This window comes from Rhodococcus zopfii NBRC 100606 = JCM 9919, assembly GCF_001895025.1.
Classification (GTDB): Bacteria; Actinomycetota; Actinomycetes; order Mycobacteriales; family Mycobacteriaceae; genus Rhodococcus; species Rhodococcus zopfii.
This window is the reverse complement of the sequence record NZ_BCXI01000003.1, coordinates 68,051-90,403: the sequence shown is the minus strand read 5'-3', so window position 1 is coordinate 90,403 and position 22,353 is coordinate 68,051. Positions and strand designations below refer to the sequence as shown.

The window sequence follows — 22,353 nt, the reverse complement described above, 5'->3', positions numbered from 1 at the left end:
ATGGCTGTGAACAGCGGCACCATGATCGCCGACCGATATCGTCTGCAGCGGCTCATCGCGACCGGCGGTATGGGCCAGGTGTGGGACGGACTCGACACGAGGCTCGACCGCCGGGTCGCGGTGAAGATCCTCAAAGCGGAACTGTCGGACGACCCGGACTTCCTGACCCGGTTCCGGTTCGAGGCGCGCACCACCGCCCAGTTGAACCATCCCGGTATCGCCGGGGTGTTCGATTACGGCGAGATCCACGACGCCGAAGGCCAGTCCATCGCCTACCTGGTGATGGAACTCGTGCACGGCGAACCGCTCAACGCGGTGCTGGCTCGCGTCGGCCGGTTGTCGCTGGCGCACAGCCTCGACATGCTCGAGCAGACCGGCCGTGCCCTGCAGGCCGCGCACAACGCGGGCGTCGTGCACCGCGACGTCAAACCGGGCAATATCCTCATCACCCCGACCGGCCAGGTCAAGATCACCGATTTCGGCATCGCGAAGGCCGTCGACGCGTCCCCGGTGACGCGCACCGGCATGGTGATGGGCACCGCCCAGTACATTTCGCCGGAGCAGGCCCTCGGCCAGGAGGCGACCTCCGCGAGCGACGTGTACTCGCTGGCCGTCGTCGGCTACGAGGCCCTGTCGGGCCGGCGACCGTTCCTCGGGGACAGCGTTGTCACCGTCGCGATGAAGCACGTGCAGGAGGTGCCCGCGCCGCTGCCCGCGGATCTGCCGGCCGGCGTGCGCGAGGTCGTCGAGATCGGCATGGCGAAGGATCCGGCACACCGCTACTCGAGCGGCGGCGAGTTCGCCGACGCCGTCGCGGCGGTCCGCGCGGGCCGTCCGGCGCCGCCGCCCGGCAATGTGCCGCCGATCACGAACGCCAACCGGGTGCTGCCGCCGGGCGTGCCGGGCACGACACCGCCGACCGCGGCGACGCGGGCGATGGCGACGCCCCCATCGCAGGCCTACACCGGCGACGTGTATTCGGGTGCGACCCCGCCGCCGCAGACCCCGTACACGGGCCAGAACTATGTGACGGGCACCCAGCCGCCGATCGGCGACTCCGGGGGCGGACGGTCCCCCAAGGTGCTGCTGTGGGCCGCAGGTATCGCGGTCGCGCTCGCGGCGATCGCGCTGGGAGTCGTGCTGTTCGACCGGGCCGGCTCGGACGAACCGGTACAGGCTCCGTCGCCGACGACGCAGATCACCACGACGGTCAAGCCGACGACCACCACGACGCGGCCGCGGGTGACCACGACGACTGTGGAGCCGACGATCCCGGTGCCGCCGCCGGTGACGACGATCCCGACGACCACACCGGAACCGACGACCACACCGCCGCCGACGACCACCACGGCTCCGACGACCACACCGCCGCCGACCACCACGACCACCACCACGACGGCTCCGACCACCACCACGACCACCACGACCACCACCACGACCGAGCCCGCCGCCGGAGGCGGCACCGGGGCCGGGAATAGTGGCGGGGAGGTCGCACCCGGGGCCAGCAACAACACGAATTCGAACATCGAGCCGGAAACAGGAACGTGATGACCACACCGCGCAAGCTCTCCTCCCGCTACGAGCTGGGTGAGATCCTCGGCTTCGGTGGCATGTCCGAGGTGCACCTTGCTCGCGATCTCCGGCTCGGTCGCGACGTGGCGATCAAGGTTCTGCGCGCCGATCTCGCCCGCGACCCCACGTTCTACCTGCGGTTCCGCCGGGAAGCACAGAATGCGGCGGCACTGAACCACCCGGCGATCGTCGCCGTCTACGACACCGGCGAGGCCGAGACCGAAACCGGGCCCCTGCCCTACATCGTCATGGAGTACGTCGAGGGCGAGACGCTGCGCGACATCGTGCGCGGCACCGGACCGATGGCGCCGAAGCGGGCGATGGAGGTCATCGCCGACGTCTGCGCGGCCCTGGACTTCAGCCACCGCAACATGATCGTGCACCGCGACGTCAAACCCGCGAACGTCATGATCAACAAGGCCGGCGCCGTGAAGGTCATGGACTTCGGTATCGCCCGTGCGATCTCGGACGCGGCCAGCCCGATGACGCAGACCGCCGCGGTGATCGGCACCGCGCAGTATCTGTCGCCCGAGCAGGCGCGGGGCGAACAGGTCGACGCTCGCTCCGATGTCTATTCGGTGGGCTGCGTGCTCTTCGAAATCCTCACCGGCGAGCCTCCCTTCAAGGGCGATTCGCCGGTCGCGGTGGCCTACCAGCATGTGCGGGAGGATCCGCCGCTGCCGTCGTCGGTGAACCCGTCGGTGCCGCCGGAACTGGATTCGGTGATCCTCAAGGCGATGGCGAAGAACCCCGCCAACCGGTACCAGAGCGCCGCCGAGATGCGCAGCGACCTGATTCGCGTTCTCAGCGGGCAGCGGCCCAGCGCACCGATGGTGATGACCGACGACGAACGCACCAACTTCCTCGGTGCCGTCGACTCCGACTCGAACTACCGGGACGGGGCCGCTCCCGCCGCGGCCGCATCTGCGGGCGGATCCGGTGGGGGCTCGGTCACGAAACGCGTCCTGCTGGGTGTGGCCGCTGCCGTCGTCGTCGGCATCGTCGGCCTGTTCCTGTGGTCGCTGGGTCCCGGATCGTCCGCGGCCCAGGTCGCGGTGCCCGACGTGCGGAACCTCGCGCAGCCGATCGCCGAGGCGCAACTCCAGGACGCGGGATTCCGCGTGTCCGTGCAACCGAAACCGGACGCGGTGGTCGCGACCGGCAACGTGATCAACACCCGCCCGGTCGCGGGCGCTCAGGTCGAGGAGAACTCGACGGTGACGTTGGAGGTGTCCAGCGGCCCGGAGCAGGTGCAGGTCCCGAAACTCAGCGGGATGAGTCAGCAGGAGGCGGCGCGGGCGCTCGCCGAGATCGGTCTGCGGCTCGACACGAACATCGGAAGGGCGGCGTCCACGCAGGCGCAGGTCGACACGGTCGTCAAGCAGGACCCTTCGTCCGGCAGCAACATCGACCGCGACAGCGCCGTCACCATCACCCTCGGTTCCGGCCCGGAACAGGTGCGGGTGCCGAACGTCGCCGGTCAGACGCTCGAGGTGGCGCGGGAGAACATCGAAAGCGCCGGTTTCACCGTCGAGGTGCAGGAGATCGAATCCGGTCAGACCGCGGGCACCGTCGTCTCGACCAGTCCGGCGGGCGGCGCGAATGCCACGAAGGGCCAGACCGTCACGATCCAGGTGTCCAACGGTGACCGGGTCGAGATGCCGGTGATCACGAACCGGTCGGTGTCCGAGGCGCTGGCCGCGTTGCGGGCCGCGGGCTGGACGGGCTCGGCGTCGCAGTTGCAGCAGACCCGGGAGGCGACGCTCGCCCCCGAACTGGTCGGCATGGTCATCACGCAGCAGCAGCCTCCGGGTTCGGAGATTTCCAAGACCCAGACGATCACGGTCGGGGTCGGGGCGCTCGGTATCCGCTAGCGCATTCGATACGAGCGAGGGGCTCGGGCACCATGCCCGAGCCCCTCGCTTTCGTTCTGCGGCGGTTCCGTCCGGTCAGGCCGCTCCACCGTCGAGGGCACGCGCCATCTCGGCCTCGAGCTGCGCGACGAGGCTTTCCTCCGGTGCCCGGCCGCACACCGACAGCCAGTTCGCGAGCATCCGGTGACCGCCCTGCGTGAGCACCGACTCCGGATGGAACTGGACACCGTGGATCGGCAGGTCGGTGTGCCGCAACGCCATCACCACACCGGACTCGGTGTGACCGGTCGGTTCCAGCTCGGCCGGCATCGTCTCGGGCAGCACCGTCAGCGAGTGGTAGCGGGTCGCGGTGAACGGGTCGGGCAGTCCAGCGAGGACCCCGGTGCCGTTGTGGTGCACCAGGCTGGTCTTGCCGTGCAGCAACTCGGGAGCCCGGTCGACGGTCGCGCCGAATGCGACACCGATGGACTGGTGACCCAGGCACACTCCGAGCAGCGGCGTCGCGGTGTCGGCACACGCCTTCACCAGGTCGATGCTCGCCCCCGCGCGTTCCGGGGTGCCCGGTCCGGGGCTCAGCAGGATCCCGTCGTAGTCCCTCGCGACGGTCGAGAGCGCGCCGGGGGCGGTGAGGCGTTCGTCGTCGTTGCGCCAGACCTCTGCTCGCGTTCCGAGCTGACCCAGGTACTGGACCAGATTGAACACGAAGCTGTCGTAGTTGTCGACCACGAGAATGCGCATGACACGCAGCGTACCGACCGGGTCAGCGAACGGTCGCGCTGCCGGTGTAGGCGGGGACGGTCAGGTCGTCGGACGCCTGCTGCGTGTATCCGAGACCGAACCGGGCCGCGTACTGCTTGTAGACATGGATGCCCGGTTCCGCGGCGAGTGCCGCCTCGAGCCGCGCGCGGTCGCCGAGCGCGGTGATCACGTACGGCGGCGAATAGGTCCGTCCGTGCAGCAGCAACGTGTTGCCGATGCAGCGCGGCGCGGACGTCGCGACGATCCGCTGGTCCTGCATCGCGATCGCCTCGGCGCCTCCCGCCCACAGGGCGTTGAGCACGCTCTGCACGTCCTGCTGGTGCACGACCAGATCGTCGGGTGCAGCATCGGTCGGGTAGCGGCCGTCGGGTCCGCGCGGGGCGTCCGTGAGAGTGACGGTGACGCCCGGCCCGCGGCGGGCGGTGAGTCCCGCCGGCTCGGCGAGGGCGTCCGCGGTGGACAGCACGCCTGCGACATCGTCGTCGGTGGTCGCGGCCTGGTTCTGCAGGGCGGCGACGCGGGCGGCGAGGTCGTCGCGCAGCACGCCCAGCTCGTCGACCTTCACCTGTGCTGCCCGGACCAGATCGGACAGGCGAGTGGAGTCGGAGGCGCGCAGTTCGTCGCCGTCGGAGACCCCGCGCGTGGTGCCGAGCAACAGGCCGGCGACCAGGCACACGGCCAGTGCTGCGGAACCCCAGGCCAGCATGCGTATCCGCCCGTCGGACACCCCGAGCCTCCCCTCCCCGGTCTGCGTTAGCGTGTACTGGACACACACGTAGCTGCCCAACCTACTCTGCCCGCCGCGCGGGCGGTTCCGCACGAGCGAGGACACCATGCCCAAGTCGAAGGTCCGGAAGAAGAGCGATCAGCCGCTCAAGTCGGTGAGCCGCACTCCTGTCAAGATCAAGGCCGGACCGTCCAGCACCGTGTACGTCGCGGTGATGCTGGGTCTGATGATCGTGGGCTTGCTGTGGCTGGTCGTGTACTACCTGGCCGCCGAGCAGATCTCGTGGATGAACGATCTGGGCGCGTACAACTTCCTCATCGGGTTCGGTTTCATGGTGGTCGGGCTGATCATGACCATGAAGTGGCGCTGAGATTACACAATTGTGATTCATCCCCACCTGTGGAGAAACCTGTGCACTACCAGTGCATCCGTGCCGGCACGGGTCCCGCGGTGAGCGAACTGCGGTGGTCCACCCCACCCGTGGCGATCGCCGCGCTCGTCGTCGGTGGCGGGGTGCTCGCGCTCGCCGCGGTGGCGTTCGCAACGGACCCGGCGGGGCGTTTCCTCGCGGGTACGGCCGCGCTGCTCGTCCTGGCGACCGCGGGGCTCGCGACCCGGCAACGGCCACGACTCGAGGTGCTCGGGGACGGTTCCGGGCTGGCGTGCACACGCCTGACCGGCCGCCGCGTGTTTCCCCGCGAGGCGCTGATCCGGGTGCGGATCGTCGAGTATCCGCGGTTCGGCCGGCGGGTGCCGATGCTGGAGATCGACGCACGCGACCCCGACGGCACCGAACGGCTCATGATCTTCGGCCGCTGGGATCTCGGTGCCGACCCGCGGGACGTGTACGACGCGCTGGTGCTGCGCGACCTGGCGCCCGATCAGAGTCCGAGCTGAGACCGCAGCCGCAGCACCCCGAGCGCGATGACCAGCACGACCGCGACCGCGACCGCGCCGAGCGCGATCCAGCCGGTCCGGACCACGCGATTGCGATCGGTACCGGCACCGAGCAGTTGCGGTCCGTACAGGAACGCCGCGGTCGCCGCGGCGCCGATCACCAGGCCACCGAGATGTCCCCACAGTGAGATGCCGGGGATGGTGATGCTGATGAACACGTTGACGGCGACGACGGTGAGTACCGGGGCGGGACTGCGCCGCAGCCGGAGCAGGATGACGGCCTGGGCACCCATGAGTCCGAACACCGCGCCGGAAGCGCCAGCGGTGACCGCGTCGGTCTGCATCAGCATCACCGCCGCCGATCCGCCGAGGATCGACAGCAGGTACACGGCGATGTAGCGGGCGCGACCGAGCACGATCTCGGTGTCGCGGCCGATCACCCACAGGGCGAACATGTTGACCGCGAGGTGGATCGGCCCGAAGTGCAGAAAACCGCTGCCGAGCAGACGCAGATATTCGTCGTTGCCCGCGATCATCGGCGGCCACAACGCGAAGTCGTGGAACAGGCCGGACCGCAGCTGGTTGTTCATCACGCTCGACGACTGCGCGGCGGTGATCGCGAAGACCAGGACGTTCAGTCCGATGAGGAGGTAGGTGACCAGCGGGATCGGATGGTCGCTGCGTGCGGGGGCGCCGGCGACGGTGCGGGCCTGCGGGGTGGAGGCGCGGGCCGCGGCGACGCAGTCCACGCACTGTTTCCCGACCGACGCGTCCCGCAGGCAGTCGGGGCAGGCGGGCCGCCCGCAGCGGGTGCAGGAGAGCAGGGTCGGACGGTCGGGATGGCGAACGCACCGCGGCTGGGGCGGATGGCCGCCCCCTTCGGCCGCCGGGCCCCAGCCGGGGTTCGTCATGGAGTTCCTTCTCAGGCGATGGTGATGCTCTCGATGACGACGGCGTCGACGGGGCGGTCGGCCCGGTCGGTCGCGGTCGTCGCGATCGCGTCGACGACCTTGCGCGACGCCTCGTCGACGACCTCACCGAAGATGGTGTGGCGGCGGTTGAGGTGCGGCGTGCGGTCGACGGTGATGAAGAACTGCGAGCCGTTGGTGCCCGGGCCGGCGTTCGCCATGGCGAGCAGGTACGGACGGTCGAACTGCAGCTCCGGGTGGAACTCGTCGCCGAACTGGTAGCCCGGGCCGCCGCGGCCGGTGCCGGTGGGGTCGCCGCCCTGGATCATGAAGCCGTCGATGACACGGTGGAAGACCGCGCCGTCGTAGAACGGACCGCTGGTCTCGCCCTTGGCGTTCTGCGTCTTGTATTCCTTGGTGCCGTCCGCCAGGCCGACGAAGTTCTCGACGGTCTTGGGTGCGTGATTGCCGAACAGCGAGATCACGATGTCGCCGCGGTTGGTGTGCAGCGTGGCGGTGGCGGTCTGATGAGGTGAAGTCACCTCCCCATCGTGCCATCCGGACATCTTGTGCGGGGCGAGTGCCCGAACCGGGGCGCGTATGGGCATCCCTGCGCGCCCGATGTGTCTGCGCCCGTTGTGTCACAGTGGAACGATGACGCGTTCGAGAGAGTCCAGCAGTCACGGTGGATCCGGCACCGGGCTCGTGCATCCACTGAAGGAATCGACCAACCTCGGCGGTGCGCTGCACGTGGTGGGTCAGGGCGCGCTCGCGTTGGCGCAGGGTTCTTCGAGTGCGGCGCTGTGCGTGGCCCGTCGGTCGGTGGATCTCGCGAAGTCGGTGGCGAGCCGCGCGCGGCGTGCGTCTTCTCCTACCAATGTGGTGGCGTTGGTGCAGCCCGTCGACACCCGCACCGGCCGCGGTCGCAAGGCTCTGATCATGGCCGGCACGGTGGGTGCCGTGGTTGCCGGTGGTGTGGTGTTCTTCCGTGTGCGGCGGTTCGAGCATCCGCCGGTGGCGCCGGAGCCGCCGCGCGTCGATCAGGTCCCGCCGGTGGCCGATCAGGTCCCGCCGGTGTCGGGGGGCACCGACTGACGTCGGTTCGACGAGTCCGGATCGACCACCCGGTCACTTGCTGGTACAGGTGACCGGGTCGTCGTTCTCGGTCTGCTCGTCGATCTCGCGTGCGGCAGCGCGGATCTGGTGGTCGACGATGAAACAGGACAGGACGTAGACCGCTGCGAGGAGTACGAACAGGATCGGTACTGCAGCAATGATTTCCATGTGACGCCTCCGTCGGCGACCGGGGTCACCGGGGGAAGTGGACGGTCGAGGGATGTCTGCGTCGACGTTGCTCAGACTACGGACTCACCGGCGGCCCGGCAGGCTCACAATCACCCGTGAGCCGTGATTCCGTTCACATGCCACGTCGACCTCGGGTTACCGGTCGGTACCGATATTTCGGAATACGTGTTTTACCTCACATCGACGTGGATACTGGCCGGTAGGAACCCGATCGTGGAGGCCTGCGATGCCAGAACCAGTCCAGATCAGCGAAGAAGTAGCCCGGGCGGTGGCCGAGGAGGCCCGCGAATCCGGATGGGAAAAACCCTCGTTCGCCAAAGAACTGTTCCTCGGCCGACTCACCCTCGACCTCGTCCACCCGTTTCCGCGTCCCACGCCCGACGAGGACGCCCGAACCGAGGCGTTCCTGACTAAACTGCGCCGGCTCTGCCTCGAGATGGACGGCGCCCGTATCGAACGCGACGCGCAAATCCCCGACGAGTACGTCGCCGGGTTGACCGAACTGGGCTGCTTCGGCATGAAGATCTCACCGGAGTACGGCGGGCTCGGACTGTCGCAGGTCGCCTACAACCGTGCCCTGATGCTCGTCGCGAGCGTGCACCCCAGCCTCGGGGCACTGCTGTCCGCGCACCAGTCGATCGGCGTTCCGGAGCCGTTGAAACTCGCCGGGACACCGGAGCAGAAGCAGGCATTCCTGCCGCGCTGCGCGCGCGGCGCGATCTCGGCGTTTCTGCTCACCGAACCGGACGTGGGCTCGGATCCCGCCCGGCTCGCATCGACCGCGACCCCGGTCGAGGACGGCGCTGCGTACGAACTCGACGGCGTGAAGCTGTGGACCACCAACGGGGTCGTCGCCGAACTGCTCGTCGTGATGGCCCGGGTGCCGCGCAGCGAGGATCGCCGCGGCGGCATCTCCGCGTTCGTCGTCGAAGCGGACTCGCCGGGCATCACCGTCGAACGCCGCAACGCGTTCATGGGCCTGCGGGGCATCGAGAACGGGGTCACCCGTATGCACCGGGTGCGGGTTCCGAAGGAGAACCTGATCGGCCGCGAAGGCGACGGCTTGAAGATCGCGCTGACCACGCTGAACGCGGGACGGCTCGCGATCCCCGCGATGTGCGCGGGGGCCGGAAAGTGGTCGCTGAAGATCTCCCGCGAATGGTCCGCAACGCGGGTGCAGTGGGGCCGGCCGGTCGGCGATCACGCCGCGGTCGCCGCGAAGATCTCCTACATCGCCGCCTCGACGTACGCGCTCGAGTCCGTCGTCGAGCTGTCCGGGCAGATGTGCGACGAGAACCGCAACGACATCCGCATCGAGGCGGCGCTGGCGAAGCTGTGGTCCAGCGAGATGGCCTGCCGGATCGCCGACGAACTCGTCCAGATTCGCGGTGGTCGTGGCTACGAGACGGCCGCGTCCCTCGCGGCGCGTGGCGAGCGGGCGGTCCCGGCCGAACAGTTGCTGCGAGACCTGCGCATCAACCGGATCTTCGAAGGCTCCAGCGAGATCATGCGGCTGCTCATCGCCCGGGAGGCCGTGGACGCGCACCTGAAGGCGGCCGGCGAGCTCGCCGACCCGAAGGCGGGTGTCGAGGAGAAGGCGAAGGCCGCCGCGAAGGCCAGCGGTTTCTACGCGAGGTGGCTGCCCAAGCTCGTCGCCGGCAGGGGGCAGTTGCCGACCTCGTTCTCGGAGTTCGGGCAGCTCGCGCAGCATCTGAGGTACATCGAGCGCTGCTCCCGCAAGCTCGCCCGATCCACGTTCTATGGGATGGCGAGGTGGCAGGCCGGTCTGGAGAAGCGGCAGAACTTCCTCGGCCGGATCGTCGACATCGGCGCCGAACTGTTCGCGATGGCGGCGTGCTGTGTGAGGGCCGAGCGGCAGCGGGCGGACGGCCACCCGGACTCGGCCGGCGCCTTCGAGCTGGCGGACGTGTTCTGTCGTCAGGCCCGGCTGCGCATCGACACGTTGTTCGACGAGTTGTGGACGAACACCGACGACGCCGACCAGCGCCTGACCGGCAGCGTTCTCGAGGGCCGGTACGCGTGGCTCGAACACGGCGTGATCGACCCGAGCGAGGGCACCGGGCCGTGGATCGCGGATTGGGCGCCGGGACCGTCGACCGAGGAAAACCTGGCCCGCCACTTCACCGAGACCCGGAACCGAACCCAGTAGATCCCCGAAACCGCGAAAGGCCCGCACTCCAGAAAGTGCGGGCCTTTCGTCAGGGCGTCAGAACCCGCCGCAGTTCGAGGGTGCCGGCTTCCCGTGGAAACGGTCGATCATGTACGACACCGACTCCGGCATGCTCATCAGCATCGGCGACAGGTGGTTGATCACGAAGCCCGGCAGGATCGGCGGGGTCAGGTTCGGCGAGAACTGGACGGTCGCGCCCTGTGCGCACCAGTCCAGTGCGAGCTGACGACCCTGACCGTAGGGAACGGCGTCGTCCTGGGTGCCGTGCTGCACCAGCACCGGGACCTGCGGCTTCAGGCGGCCGATGCGCTGCTCGTCGACGACGGCCTGCGCCTGGGGCAGGCGCTCGAGGACGACGGCGAGCGGCTCGCCGGTCCTGGTGTAGTCGCTCGTGCGCTGGAAGCCGTGCCGGAAGATCGTCTCGGGGACGCATTCGTTCGCGACCTGCGTGAGCATCTCGCGGCCGTGGTCGTTGATCTCGGCGTCGATCTCGTCGGTGATCTCCGGGTACGCCTCCTGCAGGCCGTTGATCGTGTAGCCGATCACACCGGTCAGCGCGGTGCCGTCGATCTGAGCGAGGGTCGCGGCGAGGTCGGCGGGCGGGGCACCCGCGTAGACGCCACGCAGGTCGAGGTCGGGGGCGTAGCTCGGAGCCAGTTCGGCGGCCGCCGCAGCGGCGCCACCGCCCTGCGAGTAGCCGAAGAGGCCGACCGGGCCGTTGTCCGGGATGGATGTGCCGGGAAGTTGCTGCGCCGCGCGCGCCGCGTCGAGCACGGCATGGCCCTCGGCGAGGCGGTTCACATAGGTGTGATGTCCCGGCGTGCCCAGACCGTCGTAGTCGGTGACGACCACGGCGATGCCTTGCAACAGCATCACGTTGATGGACAGCAATTCGTATTCGGTGAACAGGTCCAGGGGCGGGTTGTAGTCCACCAGGTAGTTCAGGGCCTTCGACGGCGCGCACCGGTCGCCCTGACCCTGGGTACCGGGCGCGAGCACGACGAGGGGTCGCTCGCCCGGACCCGACCACGGGGTGGACGGCTCGAGGTAGGTGCCGCCGACCGCGTTCGGAACACCGTTGGCGTCGTGGCTGCGGTACAGCAGGCGGGTGCCCTGGGCTGGGAAGACCCCGTTGGTCGTGGGGACGCGGATCGCGAGGTCCGAGGGTTCGCTGCGCAGCACGTCACCCGGGTTGCCGGCGGGCAGCGGGCTCGGCGGCGCGTAGAAGTCGCCCGCGGCGTCGGCGATCGCGGGAGCCGCGAGCACGCTTCCCATCACCGCGGCGGACGTCACCGCCGCCGAGAACCAGCGTCCGACACGGCCGATCGCCATATTCCCCCCAGATGTTCTGTGTTCCGATCCGAAATCTGTGCCCTGCGACACAAGCGGTACGGACTGTAACACGTAACTTACCGGTCCGTAAGATCCGATCGAGACAGCCTGGAAGCGACGTAGAACCAGGTCAGCCACCCAATGCGGCACGCACCGCGTCGGTATCGGCCTGCGTCCATCCCTCGGGGGCGAGGATGTCCGCCCACAGGTCCGCCGCCTCCGGGCCGTACGAATGGCCGAATCCGGCGGGCACCTCGGCCGAGAACACCATGTCGAGGGTCACCTGCCAGAACGTCACGAACGGTATCCAGCGCATCCCCGGATCCACATCGGGCCCGAGCGGTTCACGCAGCCAATCGGGCTGGTGCAGCAACAGATCGAACGACCACCAGGTGATCGGGTCACTGCCGTGCTGCCAGAACACGATCCGCGGAAATTCCCACGGCTCGGGCAGATTCGCATCGTCCGGGTTCGAGGCGAAACGAATGTTGCGGCCCTCGTCGACGATCGGCAGCCGTTCGAGCGAACCCGGGTCCCGCTGCTCGGTGATCCGCCCCCACGGCTGCGCGAAGTTGGGGGTGCCGACAAGCAACGCCCCGTCGGTCCGCGCGACCAGGTCCGCACCGGACGCGAACGCGGACTGGCCGCCGTACGACCCGAGACTCTCGCCGAACACCACGAGCTTCGGCCGGGCATCCTCGGGAAGATCGATCCACACGGCGTAGACGGCCTCGAACAGGGCCTGTCCCGCCTCCATCGGTGACTCCCGGTCGGCGATGAACGCGAGCGGGCTCGGCAGATACGAGTACTGCATCGCCGCGATCGCCGAATCCCCGCCGTTGAGGTATTCGAAGGAGGCCGCGACTCGGCCGTTGACCCAGCCCCGGCCGGTCGTCGTCACGACCGCGAGTGCCTTGCGGTCGAATGCACCCGTGCGCTTCAACTCGGCGACGACCCGCTCGGCGATGCCCTCCATCGTCTCCGCCGACTCCCGGCCCGCGTAGGCGCGGATGGGTTCGAGGGCCGGTCGTCCCGTCACGGCCTCGATCTGTGCGGCATCCGGACCACCGGCAACGAACGTGCGTCCCTCCTGGCCGAGGGTGTCCCAGGTCTCCCCCGATTCCGGCGACCCGGAGCGTTCCGGCGCGGTCGGCTGTTGCACACCCTCGGCGGTCCCGGCGTCGGCGGCCTCGAACGCCTCCTCTGCGGTGCCGAGAATGCCGCGGTAGAGCGCACCGTTGACGAGCACGACGAGCAATACCACGACGACCACGAGTGCGGTCACCCGCGCAACCGGCGTCGGAGTGTAGCGGTCGACGAACCCTGTGAGCTTGTTCGTACCGGCCCGCAGGCCTCGCCCGATCAGCAGCAGCAGCAGCGCCACCGCCAGCGCGATCAGCAGAACCGGCAGATAGAGGGACCGTTCGACCCGCTCCATGGTCACGAGATCGCGCACGATCTGCTGCCACCACGATCCGAGGATCAAGAATGTCGGTATCACCACGGCCGCGACACCCGCGAGCACCCACCAGCCGATGCGGCGCGTCCTCGGCGACCAGTCCGGCTGCACACCACAGCGCCGCAGTATCCACGCGACCAGGCAGCCGATGCCGTACCCGGTCACCATGCTGATCCCGGTCGCGACGCCCTGGAGGTACCACGCGCGCGGCAACAGAGAGGGGGTCATCGACCACACGAAGAACAGCAGCGCAAAAGCGAGTCCGACCGGGTGGAAGGAGCGCGTGAAAGGCCGGGCGCGCATCGGAACCGTCATTTACCGGAGTGTATGAGGTGAAACCGTCCGGTCCGTATCGACACGCCGTAACACGGATACTGTCCGGTATGGGCCCCGATCGGCGGTTTCGGTAGCAAGATGTAGGCGGTTCGTTACCTGTGAGGGGAGAGGGCTGTCATGGCAATCGGGGTCGGGCTCCGGATCGGCAGGGTCGTTTCCACGGCAGTGGTGGCGTCCAACGAACCCGGCACCCAGGATCCGGTGGTGATCGCCCGCGACACGGTCCTGCACATCGACGAGGACGGCACCACCTCCCTCGGTTCCCGCCCGTCCGACAACGAGGCGCGCACCCTCGCGGGGTTCCTCGCCCGCGTCGGCGAGCCCGCAGGTGTCACGGCGAGCGACGGCCGCGTGTACCGGGCCGAGGACGCGATGGCGACCGCCATCCAGTGTCTGCTCAACGAGACTCAGCCGCTGCCGGCGTTCGGCGGCGACGACGACGGTTCCGAACCCGGCTACACCGCGACCTATCCCTCACACTGGGATTCCGACTCCGTCGCGTCGTTGCGCGCGGCTCTCGACTACGCGGAGTTGCGGCACGTCGACCTGGCCTCGGACGCCCAGGGCGCCGCGACCTGGTACGCCTCCGAGATCTCCGAGTCCCCGGGCCAGCTGATCGGTGTCTTCCACATCGACGACGCCGGTTCGACGGTGACGCTGGTGCGATCCGGAGTTCCTGCCGGCAAGGCGTTCCGGGTACCGACGAAGGGCGCACCGTCTCCTGCCTCGCAGTTGGCGACCGCGCTCGGTTCGTTCGGGTGGCTACCCCCGAATCTCGACGCGGTCGTGGTGATGGGCGACGGGCTCGTCGCCCGCGACCGTTCGCGCATCCAGGAGATCGCGAACAGCATCTCGACGAAGCTGACGGTCCGCACCCTCGTCGGCCCGGGCCCGGAGCAGACCGCCGCGCTGGGGGCGGCCATTCTGGCAGCCGGCTTCGTTCCGGCACGCGAAACGAACAGTGCCCGCATCGGGCTTCCCCCGTCGTACGACCAGACCGATGTGCTTACCGGTGGGCTCGCGCGGATCCGGGCCCAGGAAATGCTCGAGGCCGGGGAGAACGACATCGTGGCGGCGCGACTGCTCGCCGTCCAACCGGCGGACGAGGACGAAGTCGCGGTCGAGAACGCTGAGGACGACACCGACTCGCCGCCGCGGAAGCCGCTGATCCCGATCCTGATCGGCGTCGTGCTGATCGTCGTGCTGCTGCTCGTATTTCTCCTCTGAGCACCGAGGGGTCCGGTTGTCCACTGCGACCGTCGTGGGGGCGGCTGAGCGCCGACCGGATACCCGAGGATCTACCCGGTGCCCGATCGCTTTTCGGTAATCTCCGCGAGTTCGGCGGCGTCCTCTGCACCGAACTTCTCCTCGAGCGTCTCGGGCGTGTAGTCCAGGTCGATCTCCTCGACCGGGCGACCGCGCGCGGATTCGATCGCCCCGAGCCGACGCTGCGCCCGGTCCGCGGCGTACGCCACGAACTCGTCGGGGTCCAACCCGAACGGCTGTTCCTCGAACTGATCGTTGATCCACTGGATCACGCCGAGCGCGTGCGGTAGCAATTCCCCCATACGTTGTTGCACCACATCCCAATTCGCGTCGTCTGCGGCGACGTGCCGTCGGCAGGTGAACGTTCCCCACGCCATGTGGCGGCGCTCGTCGTCGCCGATCCGCCGCACGAGTTCCTGCATGCCGGGCAGGATTCCGCGGGTCGTGCACACCTTCTGCCACGCGTAGTAGCCGGTGAGCGCGAGGCTGCCCTCGATGACGTGGTTGTAGGTGACGCTCGCGCGCACCTGGTTCGCCGGACTGGGATCGTGTTCGAGGATCCGCAGGGAGTCGGGCAGTTCCTCGTAGAACAGGGCGCGGTAGTGGGGGTTCTCGGCGACGTAGGGCAGCAGGTCGCCGGTCAGACCCACCGCGTCCATCCACAACCGGAACACCTGGGTGTGTTTGGCCTCCTCGAAACAGAACTGCGTCAGATACATCTCGTCGCCGAGCCGGTTCTCGGTGGCCATCGCCCGCAGGAACGGCTGGATGTCCTGGGTGACGGCCTCCTCCCCCGCCGCGAAGTGCGTCACCAGGTAGGCGGAGCTGCGCTGCTGTTCGCTGTTCAGATCCACCCAGTCCGCAGCGTCCTGCGAGAAATCGAGGTCGAGCGGATCCCAGAACTTGGCGTTGCCCTTCGCGAACAGGCGCAGCGGGAAGGCGTCCCAATTGAGTCCGCCTTCCCGCAACGACGCGAATCCTTCTCGCCGCGGTGTCACCTCGGTCACCCGTCCAGGCTAGCCCCGCTCCACCGCCACGATCGGCGTTTTCAGCCTTCGAGCAGCGTCTCGCCGGGATAGCCGTCGACGCCGAACCCCGGTGGGATCGCGAACACCGCCGAACCGATCGGGGTGATCCACCGGTTCAGGGCGTCGTGGTCGGCCAGACGCTGCTGCACCGGCACGAACTGCCGGTCGACGTCGGCCTGGTACGACGCGAAGAGCAGGCCCGTCCCGTCGACGTCGTCGTAGTTGTAGCCGCGCCTGAGGAACTGCTCGTCCGCGTTGCGCGGCCGGGCACGCGCCATGTGCGATTCCGGTGGGATCACCGGGATGCCGTTCCGGTCGACCGCGTCCAAATCGGGATCGTCGCGCTCGGCCGTGCCGGTGAGCGGAGCACCGTTCGACAGTGTCCGCCCGACCGTGAGTTCCCTTGCCGGACGGTCCAATTCCTCCCAGGTGTCGAGTTCCATGCGGATGCGCCGGAACACCAGCGACGAACCACCGGCCAGCCACGGCGGCGACCCCGGGTTCCACACCCGGCTGTCGAATTCGGGGCTGTGAGGGGCGGGATTGACGGTGCCGTCGACCTGGCCCATGAGGTTGCGCATGGTCGTTCCCTCGGGGAGGGTGCCGACGGCGTTCCGGAAGCCGCGCTGCACCCAGCGCACCGAGACCTGCGAGCGCACCGTCCGGGTGAGCGTCCGCACCGCGTGCGCGACCGTGACGGGGTCGTCCGCGCACACCTGCAGCAGCAGATCGCCGCCGTTCCAGCGGTCCTCGAGCCGGTCGATCCCGAACGCGGGCAACGGTCGCAGCCATTCGGGCCGAAGTTTCGCCGCGTCGTCGGGCGCAAACACCCCCGGACCGAACACTCCGGGACCGAATCCGACGGTGACGGTCAGGCGAGCCGGGTCCTCCGCGAGTTCGGGTTCGGAGTCGCCGAGCCCCGCAACACCGGTGGTGAGCCGGTGCGCGTCCTGCGCCCACACCTTCAGGACACCGACGAGATCGCGCCGATCGGTGCCGGGCCGCAGGTCCAACGCCACGAACGCCGCGAATGCCTGCGGTTCGGTCTCGATACCGGCCTGGTGGTTGCCGTGGATCGCGACGATGCGGGATTTCTCGTCGCGGGTGGTGGTGGCACGGCCGATCCCGGCGGCACCCAACCCGACCACGCCGAGCGCGGCGGCGCCACCCCCGAGCAGGCGCCGCCGGGTCAGCTCAGCCACCGTGATTCGCGCCTTCGGGAGTGCTCGGCACGTACTTCTCCCGACCACCGGCGAAATCGCGTACCTGCGAGGTGAATTCCGTCGACGACCCATCGCTGAACGTGAGGGTCAGCGCGATCTCGGTGCCGGGGGTGACGGGCTCGAGCAGATCCATCAGCATCAGATGGTCGGCGCCGGGTGCGAGGCTGTGCTCGCCTCCGGCGGGGATGGTCAGCCCACCATCCATCTGGCGCATCGCCATCCCACCGTCGGCGCCGGGAGCCATCTCGTGCAGTTCGGAACGACTCGAGACCGGACTCGAGACGGCCACCACCTGTACGTCCTGGTCGCCGGTGTTCTCCAGTTCGGCGAAAGAGCCGGTCATGCCGGATTCGGCTGCTTTGGTCCACGCCGACGACACGACGATCGTGTCGGCCGCGGTCGTGGGCGCGGTGTCCTCGGATCCACATCCGGCGGTGAACGCAACCGCTGCGGTCGCGGCGAACGCGAGGATCTTCGTCGTCTTCTTCATGGGGGTCTCCCGGATCGGTCTGTTGCGCACTCGGGCGCGCGATCGCCCGCGGGGCGATCGTGGAAGGAAAGGAATCGGGGTCAGACCGTGACGGGTGGGCCGCGCGGGACGATGCCGGCGGACCGGAGCAGACCGCGCAGGACCGGCGGCCGGAAAGAAGGTGCGGGCGCCGCGACGCGCACCGGGAGGGGTGTGAACGGTTTCGGCGCGACACGACGCAACGCGGCGATCGCGATCCGGCAGCCCCGTTCGGCGGCCGCAACCAGCAGCGCCGCCACCGCGGTCGCGGCGGCGTGACCGGCGATCATCGCCGGCCCGGGGATGTGGGCGTGGCCGGCGTCGAAGGAGAGCACGAGGTGGCCGAGCACCTGACCGGCGACGAGGACCCCAGCGAGCGGCAATCGGGTGCCGGCGGCCACCACACCGACGGCGAGGGTGGTCGCGATCAACAGCGCGACGGCGCTCTGGGTGGGGGTACCGCCGCCGCCGAGTGCGTGCGCCGCGATGCTCACGGCTCCGGAGGTGGCACCGGTGAATCCGCCGCGCACTCGCGCGACGAAATTCTCGGCGGTACTCATGTGCACAGGATACGCAGTTCCTACTACTGCGGGTAGTAACCTCCCTCACCCAAGTTGTCGACACCATGTCGGTATGATGGCGACAGTGCGTCGACAAACTCGATGCACCTCACCGACCCCGTCTGCGAAGGACCAGCATGTTCCTGACCCTGCGCGAACTGTGGTTCGCGCGCACCCGATTCCTTCTGATGGGTGCGGTCGTCGCGCTCATCTCGATCTTGATGGTGATCCTGTCCGGCCTGTCCTCCGGCCTGGTCACCGACGGCGTGTCCGCGCTGCAGCGCACCCCGGTCCAGGCCTTCGCGTTCGCGGAAGGCACCAAGACCGATTCCGCGTTCTCCCGCTCCGTCGTCACCGACGAGCAGGCCGCCGCCTGGCGTGAACGGCCCGACGTCGCGGACGCCGCCCTGTTCGGCAACGCGATCGTCAACGCCAAGACCGGCGCCGGCATCCCCGTCGACCTCACCCTGTTCGGCATCGAACCCGGATCGTTCCTCGAGCCGGCCGCCGCCGAGGGAAGCGCCCTGCAGGGCGACACCGACATCATCGTCAGCGACAGTGCCCGCGACGCCGGCATCGAACTCGGCGACACGGTCATCCTCGACCGGCTCGGCACCGAGCTGACCGTCGTCGGGTTCACCGCCGACAAGCGCACCTTCGGGCACGTCGACGTCGCCTACGTGCCGCTGTCCACCTGGCAGGAGATCCACGCCGGCGTCAAGGTCGGTGAGCAACCGCAGCCGGACATCTACCACGAGGCCAGCGTCGTCGCGTTGCAGGGCGTCGACGGTGAACTGCCCGACCTCGCCGCCGGAGATTCCGCCGCGGGCACCGCGTCCAAGACGCTCGAGGAGTCGTTCGACGCGTCGCCCGGCTACTCCGCCGAGATGATGACCATGTCGATGATCAAGGCATTCCTGTACGCGATCTCCGCGCTCGTCGTCGGCGCGTTCTTCAGCATCTGGACCGTGCAGCGCAGCCGCGAACTGTCGGTGCTGCGCGCGATGGGTGCCTCCACCGGCTTCCTGCTGCGCGACGGACTGCTGCAGGCCGTCGTCGTGCTCGTCGCCTCCGTCGCCGTCGGTGTGCTCCTCGGTCTCGGACTCGGCTCCGGCCTCGACGGCTCCGGCATGCCGTTCGCCCTCGAGAGCGGACCCATCGTGCAGGGCGCGATGCTGCTCATCGTGCTCGGTCTCGTCGGAGCCGCCGTCGCCGTCGTCCGCATCACCCGAGTCGATCCCCTCACCGCACTGGGAGAAAACCGTTGACCGCCGCAACCACCACCCGCGCCGGACTGGCATTGAACGACACCTGCCTGAACTTCGGTGACGGCGACAGCACCGTGCACGCCCTCGATCACGTGACCCTCGAGGTCGCGGCCGGGGAACTCGTCGCGATCGTCGGGCCGTCCGGCGCCGGCAAGTCCAGCCTCCTCGCGGTCGCGGGCGGCCTGACCCGGCCCACCTCCGGCACCGTCACCGTCGACGACGTCGATCTCACCGACCTGAAGCCGCGCGAGCTCACCCGGCTGCGCCGCGAGCGGATCGGGTTCGTCTTCCAGTCCGGGAATCTCATCCCGGCGCTCACTGCCCGCGACCAGCTCCGGCTCGTCGAGAAGATCACCGGACGCGACGGCCGCAACCCCGACGAACTGCTCGAATCCGTCGGCATGGGTCACCGCGCCGACCGTCGGCCGGGGCAGTTGTCGGGCGGCGAACGCCAGCGCGTCGGCATCGCCCGGGCACTGATGAGCCGGCCGTCGCTGCTGCTCGTGGACGAACCGACGGCCGCGCTGGACCGCAAACGCAGCCACGAGGTCGTCGAGCTGCTCGCCCGCGAAACCCACGATGCCGGGGTCGCTACGATCATGGTCACCCACGACCACGACGTGCTCGAGCACTGCGACCGGGTCCTGGAAATGGTCGACGGCGGGCTGCGGCCGCACGACTGACACCGCCGGATACGAGAGGAGGGTCCGTGCCGAAGATCTCCGCGGCGACGGTCGTCGAACACCGCGCCGCACAACGCCGGGCCCTCCTCGACGCCGCGCGTGAATATCTGGCGGAAACCCCGGACCGGGCCCCGTCCCTCGGCGATGTCGCCGTGCGGGCGGGTCTGGCCCGGACCAGCATCTACCACTACTTCGGGTCCCGCGACGACCTGCTGCGCGCCGTCGTCGAGGACATGTTCCCGCGCTGGAGCGCCAGGATCGTGGCGGCGATGAGCGCGGTCGCCGAGCCCGCCGAACGGGTCCTGGCCTACATCGAGGTGAACCTGCAACTCGTCGCGGACGGCGAGCACGCCATCGTCGGCGCCCTCGCGACCTTCACGCCGCAGGCGTTCACCAACGAACGCATGCACGCGATGCACGAGGAACTGGTCCTCCCCCTGCTCGACGCGTTGCGGGAGCAGGGCCGGCCCGATCCTGAACTGACCGCGGAGTTCATCAACGCGCTCGTCTACAAGGGCACCGAGCTGATCGAAGCGGGCCGCAGCCTCGACGAGGTCCTGGGCACCATCCGGAATCTGGCCGCGTTGGGATCGGAGCGCACCGCTCTCTAGTCGGCGCGTGTTTCACGTGAAACAGTGCGTTCGGTGCGGGCTGCGATCCAGGTCAGCAACGTCCAGGTGTCGAGGAACCGCGGCTGGTACAGGTGATCCTGGACGGTCACCAGATCCAGCCCTGCCCATTCCGCGACGAGCGCAAACTCCACCACCGCCGCCGGATCGGCGGCGGACGGGGTGAGGGATGTCCCGAATCGCAGTTCCTGACCGCAATCCGGCATGGTCAGGACTTCCACGACGCCGGGTCGACACGGTGCCGGCTGACGATCGAGACCCGGTTGAACGCATTCATCGCGATCGCGACCCACACGATCGCGGAGAACTGATCGTCGGTCAGATGCCGCCGCGCCTCGGTGTAGGCGCGGTCCTGCTCGTACGACGACGGCAGCGTCGTCACCGCTTCGGCCAGTTCGAGCGCGGCGCGTTCGGCGCCGCTGAACAGTTCGGTGTCCCGCCACGCCCGCAGCACCGCGATGCGTTGCGGCTTCTCACCGCCCTTCAACGCGTCGCGGGTGTGCACGTCCAGGCAATAGGCGCAGCCGTTGATCTGTGAAACCCGCAGATTCACCAGTTCGACGAGCGTGCGGTCCAAACCCGCCTCCGACACCGCGTCGCGCACGGCCACCGCGACGGCGACCTGGGCCCGGTACACCGCGCGGGTCTGCTTGTCGATGGGGATGCGTCCCGGACCCGTCATGGAACGATTGTCTGCCATCGTCCCCGACGGCGACCGCCGATTCCGGCATCGGCTTCTCGCCCGGCCGAGATCGATGGCAGGCTCGGACCATGAGCAACGCCGATGTCCATCCCGTCGAAACCACCTGCGAGACCCGCCCGTCCCCGCACGACGAAGCCGGTCATCCCCGCGTCGAGATCCTCACCTCCCGCGAGGTGCCGCTCGGCGGTCCCCGCGCGATGCCGGTCCGGCGGACCCTCCCCCAGCGGCAACGGTCGCTCATCGGCGCATGGTGCTTCGCCGACCACTACGGACCCGACGACGTCGCCACCACGGGCGGCATGGATGTGGCGCCGCACCCGCACACCGGGCTGCAGACGGTGAGCTGGTTGTTCACCGGCGAGATCGAGCACCGCGACAGTCACGGTGTCCACGCGATCGTCCGGCCGGGCGAGGTCAACCTGATGACCGGCGGCCACGGAATCTGCCATTCCGAGGTGTCCACCCCGGACACCACGACGCTGCACGGGGTCCAGCTGTGGGTCGCGCTGCCCGACGCCGCCCGCGACGCACCCCGCAACTTCCAGCACCACGCACCCGAGACGACGCACCTCGACGGCGGTACCGCCAAGGTTTTCCTGGGCTCGCTCGCGGGCGCCACGTCGCCGGTGGAGACGTTCACCCCGCTACTCGGCGCCGAGATCACCCTCGACGCGGGCGCGGACCTGCGCCTCGACATCGACCCGGCCTTCGAGCACGGTGTCCTCGTCGACACCGGCACCGTCCGTCTCGCCGGCACGCAACTGTCGCGCAGCATGCTCGGCTACGTGGGCACCGGCGCGTCGTTGCTGACGCTGGCGAACCTCGGCGACTCCCCCGCCCGTGTCGTACTGCTCGGCGGCACCCCGTTCGGCGAGGAGATCGTCATGTGGTGGAACTTCGTGGGACGCAACCACGAGGAAATCGTCCGTTTCCGCGACGCGTGGCAACGCGAATCGGACCGGTTCGGCCGGGTCGAGGGCTATCGGGGAAAGGTCGCGAGACTGCCCGCGCCCTCGCTGCCGAACGCGCAGCTGCGTCCGCGCCGGAATCCTCGCTAGCCGCCCGCTACCGCGATCGTGCCGGCAGCAGCCCGATCGTCACGAGCATGCGGATCCGCTTGGTCGG

The 22,353-nt window shown here is 69.0% G+C and carries 24 protein-coding genes; 11 read left to right on the top strand and 13 right to left on the bottom strand.

The genetic code is table 11. The annotated features are described in order from the left end of the window. Both RZ1_RS02570 and pknB read left to right on the top strand, forming a co-directional pair. Nucleotides 1-1,548 carry a serine/threonine-protein kinase gene (locus RZ1_RS02570; protein ID WP_072808962.1) on the top strand — a complete coding sequence of 516 codons (1,548 nt, stop codon included), beginning with the start codon at nucleotides 1-3 and terminating at the stop codon, nucleotides 1,546-1,548. Further along, the gene (gene pknB, locus RZ1_RS02565; RefSeq protein ID WP_072808961.1) at nucleotides 1,548-3,446 is read left to right on the top strand and encodes a Stk1 family PASTA domain-containing Ser/Thr kinase; all 1,899 of its coding nucleotides are present in this window, start codon (nucleotides 1,548-1,550) and stop codon (nucleotides 3,444-3,446) included. Before RZ1_RS02570 ends, pknB begins: the two co-directional genes overlap by 1 nt. A gap of 75 nt (nucleotides 3,447-3,521) precedes the next feature. Here pknB and RZ1_RS02560 read toward each other — a convergent pair whose 3' ends face one another. Both RZ1_RS02560 and RZ1_RS02555 read right to left on the bottom strand, forming a co-directional pair. Further along, nucleotides 3,522-4,184 carry an aminodeoxychorismate/anthranilate synthase component II gene (locus tag RZ1_RS02560; RefSeq protein WP_072808959.1) on the bottom strand — a complete coding sequence of 221 codons (663 nt, stop codon included), beginning with the start codon at nucleotides 4,182-4,184 and terminating at the stop codon, nucleotides 3,522-3,524. Between the two features lie 22 nt (nucleotides 4,185-4,206). Then, a complete protein-coding gene (locus RZ1_RS02555; protein WP_072808957.1) occupies nucleotides 4,207-4,911 on the bottom strand; it encodes a DUF881 domain-containing protein in 705 nt (234 codons plus the stop codon). A gap of 127 nt (nucleotides 4,912-5,038) precedes the next feature. Here RZ1_RS02555 and crgA point away from each other — a divergent pair, with 127 nt between their 5' ends. Both crgA and RZ1_RS02545 read left to right on the top strand, forming a co-directional pair. After that, on the top strand, nucleotides 5,039-5,302 hold the full coding sequence (gene crgA, locus RZ1_RS02550; protein WP_072808956.1) for a cell division protein CrgA: 264 nt from the start codon (nucleotides 5,039-5,041) through the stop codon (nucleotides 5,300-5,302). Nucleotides 5,303-5,343: 41 nt separating this feature from the next. Then, nucleotides 5,344-5,829, top strand: coding sequence for a PH domain-containing protein (locus RZ1_RS02545; RefSeq protein WP_238071763.1), 486 nt, complete (start codon nucleotides 5,344-5,346; stop codon nucleotides 5,827-5,829). Here RZ1_RS02545 and RZ1_RS02540 read toward each other — a convergent pair. Together RZ1_RS02540 and RZ1_RS02535 are read right to left on the bottom strand one after the other, a co-directional pair. Beyond that, nucleotides 5,814-6,740 carry a rhomboid family intramembrane serine protease gene (locus RZ1_RS02540; RefSeq protein WP_072808954.1) on the bottom strand — a complete coding sequence of 309 codons (927 nt, stop codon included), beginning with the start codon at nucleotides 6,738-6,740 and terminating at the stop codon, nucleotides 5,814-5,816. The two genes, RZ1_RS02545 and RZ1_RS02540, sit on opposite strands and share 16 nt — an antisense overlap. A gap of 11 nt (nucleotides 6,741-6,751) precedes the next feature. Next, the gene (locus RZ1_RS02535) at nucleotides 6,752-7,279 is read right to left on the bottom strand and encodes a peptidylprolyl isomerase (RefSeq protein ID WP_072808952.1); all 528 of its coding nucleotides are present in this window, start codon (nucleotides 7,277-7,279) and stop codon (nucleotides 6,752-6,754) included. Nucleotides 7,280-7,391: 112 nt separating this feature from the next. Here RZ1_RS02535 and RZ1_RS02530 point away from each other — a divergent pair, with 112 nt between their 5' ends. Further along, nucleotides 7,392-7,832: a hypothetical protein gene (locus RZ1_RS02530; RefSeq protein WP_072808951.1), complete on the top strand. Its 441-nt coding sequence runs from the start codon at nucleotides 7,392-7,394 to the stop codon at nucleotides 7,830-7,832. Between the two features lie 33 nt (nucleotides 7,833-7,865). Here RZ1_RS02530 and RZ1_RS30390 read toward each other — a convergent pair whose 3' ends face one another. Beyond that, nucleotides 7,866-8,021, bottom strand: coding sequence for a hypothetical protein (locus RZ1_RS30390; RefSeq protein ID WP_169917841.1), 156 nt, complete (start codon nucleotides 8,019-8,021; stop codon nucleotides 7,866-7,868). Between the two features lie 247 nt (nucleotides 8,022-8,268). Here RZ1_RS30390 and RZ1_RS02525 point away from each other — a divergent pair, with 247 nt between their 5' ends. Continuing rightward, nucleotides 8,269-10,212, top strand: coding sequence for an acyl-CoA dehydrogenase family protein (locus RZ1_RS02525; RefSeq protein WP_072808949.1), 1,944 nt, complete (start codon nucleotides 8,269-8,271; stop codon nucleotides 10,210-10,212). A 57-nt stretch (nucleotides 10,213-10,269) separates the two neighbouring features. Here the strand turns inward: RZ1_RS02525 and RZ1_RS02520 are convergent, their stop codons facing one another. After that, entirely contained in the window at nucleotides 10,270-11,565 is a 1,296-nt protein-coding gene (locus tag RZ1_RS02520; RefSeq protein ID WP_072808948.1) for a lipase family protein, read from the bottom strand. Between the two features lie 130 nt (nucleotides 11,566-11,695). Continuing rightward, nucleotides 11,696-13,339: an alpha/beta hydrolase gene (locus RZ1_RS02515; protein WP_174565153.1), complete on the bottom strand. Its 1,644-nt coding sequence runs from the start codon at nucleotides 13,337-13,339 to the stop codon at nucleotides 11,696-11,698. Nucleotides 13,340-13,477: 138 nt separating this feature from the next. On the opposite strand from RZ1_RS02515, the gene RZ1_RS02510 reads away from it, so the two are divergent. Beyond that, nucleotides 13,478-14,587 (top strand): hypothetical protein, encoded by a 1,110-nt coding sequence (locus RZ1_RS02510; protein WP_072808946.1) that lies wholly within the window; start codon nucleotides 13,478-13,480, stop codon nucleotides 14,585-14,587. Nucleotides 14,588-14,658: 71 nt separating this feature from the next. Here the strand turns inward: RZ1_RS02510 and RZ1_RS02505 are convergent, their stop codons facing one another. The 4 genes from RZ1_RS02505 to RZ1_RS02490 all read right to left on the bottom strand — a co-directional run bounded on the left by RZ1_RS02505 (nucleotide 14,659) and on the right by RZ1_RS02490 (nucleotide 17,945). After that, nucleotides 14,659-15,633 carry a R2-like ligand-binding oxidase gene (locus RZ1_RS02505; protein ID WP_072808944.1) on the bottom strand — a complete coding sequence of 325 codons (975 nt, stop codon included), beginning with the start codon at nucleotides 15,631-15,633 and terminating at the stop codon, nucleotides 14,659-14,661. Between the two features lie 41 nt (nucleotides 15,634-15,674). Continuing rightward, the gene (locus tag RZ1_RS02500) at nucleotides 15,675-16,856 is read right to left on the bottom strand and encodes a Dyp-type peroxidase (protein WP_072808943.1); all 1,182 of its coding nucleotides are present in this window, start codon (nucleotides 16,854-16,856) and stop codon (nucleotides 15,675-15,677) included. Further along, nucleotides 16,849-17,367 carry a copper chaperone PCu(A)C gene (locus RZ1_RS02495; protein WP_072808941.1) on the bottom strand — a complete coding sequence of 173 codons (519 nt, stop codon included), beginning with the start codon at nucleotides 17,365-17,367 and terminating at the stop codon, nucleotides 16,849-16,851. The genes RZ1_RS02500 and RZ1_RS02495 overlap by 8 nt, the downstream gene beginning before the upstream one ends. Nucleotides 17,368-17,447: 80 nt before the next feature. Continuing rightward, entirely contained in the window at nucleotides 17,448-17,945 is a 498-nt protein-coding gene (locus tag RZ1_RS02490; RefSeq protein WP_072808939.1) for a hypothetical protein, read from the bottom strand. Between the two features lie 137 nt (nucleotides 17,946-18,082). Between RZ1_RS02490 and RZ1_RS02485 the strand changes: the two genes are divergently transcribed. The 3 genes from RZ1_RS02485 to RZ1_RS02475 are packed head-to-tail and all read left to right on the top strand — an operon-like array spanning nucleotide 18,083 to nucleotide 20,507. Then, the gene (locus RZ1_RS02485) at nucleotides 18,083-19,213 is read left to right on the top strand and encodes an ABC transporter permease (protein ID WP_072808938.1); all 1,131 of its coding nucleotides are present in this window, start codon (nucleotides 18,083-18,085) and stop codon (nucleotides 19,211-19,213) included. Continuing rightward, nucleotides 19,210-19,896 (top strand): ABC transporter ATP-binding protein, encoded by a 687-nt coding sequence (locus RZ1_RS02480; protein WP_072808937.1) that lies wholly within the window; start codon nucleotides 19,210-19,212, stop codon nucleotides 19,894-19,896. Before RZ1_RS02485 ends, RZ1_RS02480 begins: the two co-directional genes overlap by 4 nt. A gap of 26 nt (nucleotides 19,897-19,922) precedes the next feature. After that, on the top strand, nucleotides 19,923-20,507 hold the full coding sequence (locus RZ1_RS02475) for a TetR/AcrR family transcriptional regulator (RefSeq protein WP_072808935.1): 585 nt from the start codon (nucleotides 19,923-19,925) through the stop codon (nucleotides 20,505-20,507). Here the strand turns inward: RZ1_RS02475 and RZ1_RS02470 are convergent. Both RZ1_RS02470 and RZ1_RS02465 read right to left on the bottom strand, forming a co-directional pair. Next, a complete protein-coding gene (locus tag RZ1_RS02470) occupies nucleotides 20,504-20,746 on the bottom strand; it encodes an LLM class flavin-dependent oxidoreductase (RefSeq protein ID WP_238071762.1) in 243 nt (80 codons plus the stop codon). The two genes, RZ1_RS02475 and RZ1_RS02470, sit on opposite strands and share 4 nt — an antisense overlap. Next, the gene (locus RZ1_RS02465) at nucleotides 20,734-21,207 is read right to left on the bottom strand and encodes a carboxymuconolactone decarboxylase family protein (RefSeq protein ID WP_072808934.1); all 474 of its coding nucleotides are present in this window, start codon (nucleotides 21,205-21,207) and stop codon (nucleotides 20,734-20,736) included. The genes RZ1_RS02470 and RZ1_RS02465 overlap by 13 nt, the downstream gene beginning before the upstream one ends. 89 nt (nucleotides 21,208-21,296) lie before the next feature. On the opposite strand from RZ1_RS02465, the gene RZ1_RS02460 reads away from it, so the two are divergent. After that, nucleotides 21,297-22,286, top strand: a complete 990-nt coding sequence (locus tag RZ1_RS02460; protein WP_072808932.1) for a pirin family protein — start codon at nucleotides 21,297-21,299, stop codon at nucleotides 22,284-22,286. Nucleotides 22,287-22,353 lie beyond the last annotated feature (67 nt).

What these genes read in the sequence shown, in the direction of transcription:
- RZ1_RS02570 (WP_072808962.1), top strand. Translation starts at nt 1, where the DNA reads ATGGCTGTGAACAGCGGCACCATGATCGCCGACCGATATCGTCTGCAG.
- pknB (WP_072808961.1), top strand. Translation starts at nt 1,548, where the DNA reads ATGACCACACCGCGCAAGCTCTCCTCCCGCTACGAGCTGGGTGAGATC.
- RZ1_RS02560 (WP_072808959.1), bottom strand. Translation starts at nt 4,184, where the DNA reads ATGCGCATTCTCGTGGTCGACAACTACGACAGCTTCGTGTTCAATCTG.
- RZ1_RS02555 (WP_072808957.1), bottom strand. Translation starts at nt 4,911, where the DNA reads ATGCTGGCCTGGGGTTCCGCAGCACTGGCCGTGTGCCTGGTCGCCGGC.
- crgA (WP_072808956.1), top strand. Translation starts at nt 5,039, where the DNA reads ATGCCCAAGTCGAAGGTCCGGAAGAAGAGCGATCAGCCGCTCAAGTCG.
- RZ1_RS02540 (WP_072808954.1), bottom strand. Translation starts at nt 6,740, where the DNA reads ATGACGAACCCCGGCTGGGGCCCGGCGGCCGAAGGGGGCGGCCATCCG.
- RZ1_RS02530 (WP_072808951.1), top strand. Translation starts at nt 7,392, where the DNA reads ATGACGCGTTCGAGAGAGTCCAGCAGTCACGGTGGATCCGGCACCGGG.
- RZ1_RS30390 (WP_169917841.1), bottom strand. Translation starts at nt 8,021, where the DNA reads ATGGAAATCATTGCTGCAGTACCGATCCTGTTCGTACTCCTCGCAGCG.
- RZ1_RS02525 (WP_072808949.1), top strand. Translation starts at nt 8,269, where the DNA reads ATGCCAGAACCAGTCCAGATCAGCGAAGAAGTAGCCCGGGCGGTGGCC.
- RZ1_RS02520 (WP_072808948.1), bottom strand. Translation starts at nt 11,565, where the DNA reads ATGGCGATCGGCCGTGTCGGACGCTGGTTCTCGGCGGCGGTGACGTCC.
- RZ1_RS02515 (WP_174565153.1), bottom strand. Translation starts at nt 13,339, where the DNA reads ATGACGGTTCCGATGCGCGCCCGGCCTTTCACGCGCTCCTTCCACCCG.
- RZ1_RS02510 (WP_072808946.1), top strand. Translation starts at nt 13,478, where the DNA reads ATGGCAATCGGGGTCGGGCTCCGGATCGGCAGGGTCGTTTCCACGGCA.
- RZ1_RS02495 (WP_072808941.1), bottom strand. Translation starts at nt 17,367, where the DNA reads ATGAAGAAGACGACGAAGATCCTCGCGTTCGCCGCGACCGCAGCGGTT.
- RZ1_RS02490 (WP_072808939.1), bottom strand. Translation starts at nt 17,945, where the DNA reads ATGAGTACCGCCGAGAATTTCGTCGCGCGAGTGCGCGGCGGATTCACC.
- RZ1_RS02485 (WP_072808938.1), top strand. Translation starts at nt 18,083, where the DNA reads ATGTTCCTGACCCTGCGCGAACTGTGGTTCGCGCGCACCCGATTCCTT.
- RZ1_RS02465 (WP_072808934.1), bottom strand. Translation starts at nt 21,207, where the DNA reads ATGACGGGTCCGGGACGCATCCCCATCGACAAGCAGACCCGCGCGGTG.
- RZ1_RS02460 (WP_072808932.1), top strand. Translation starts at nt 21,297, where the DNA reads ATGAGCAACGCCGATGTCCATCCCGTCGAAACCACCTGCGAGACCCGC.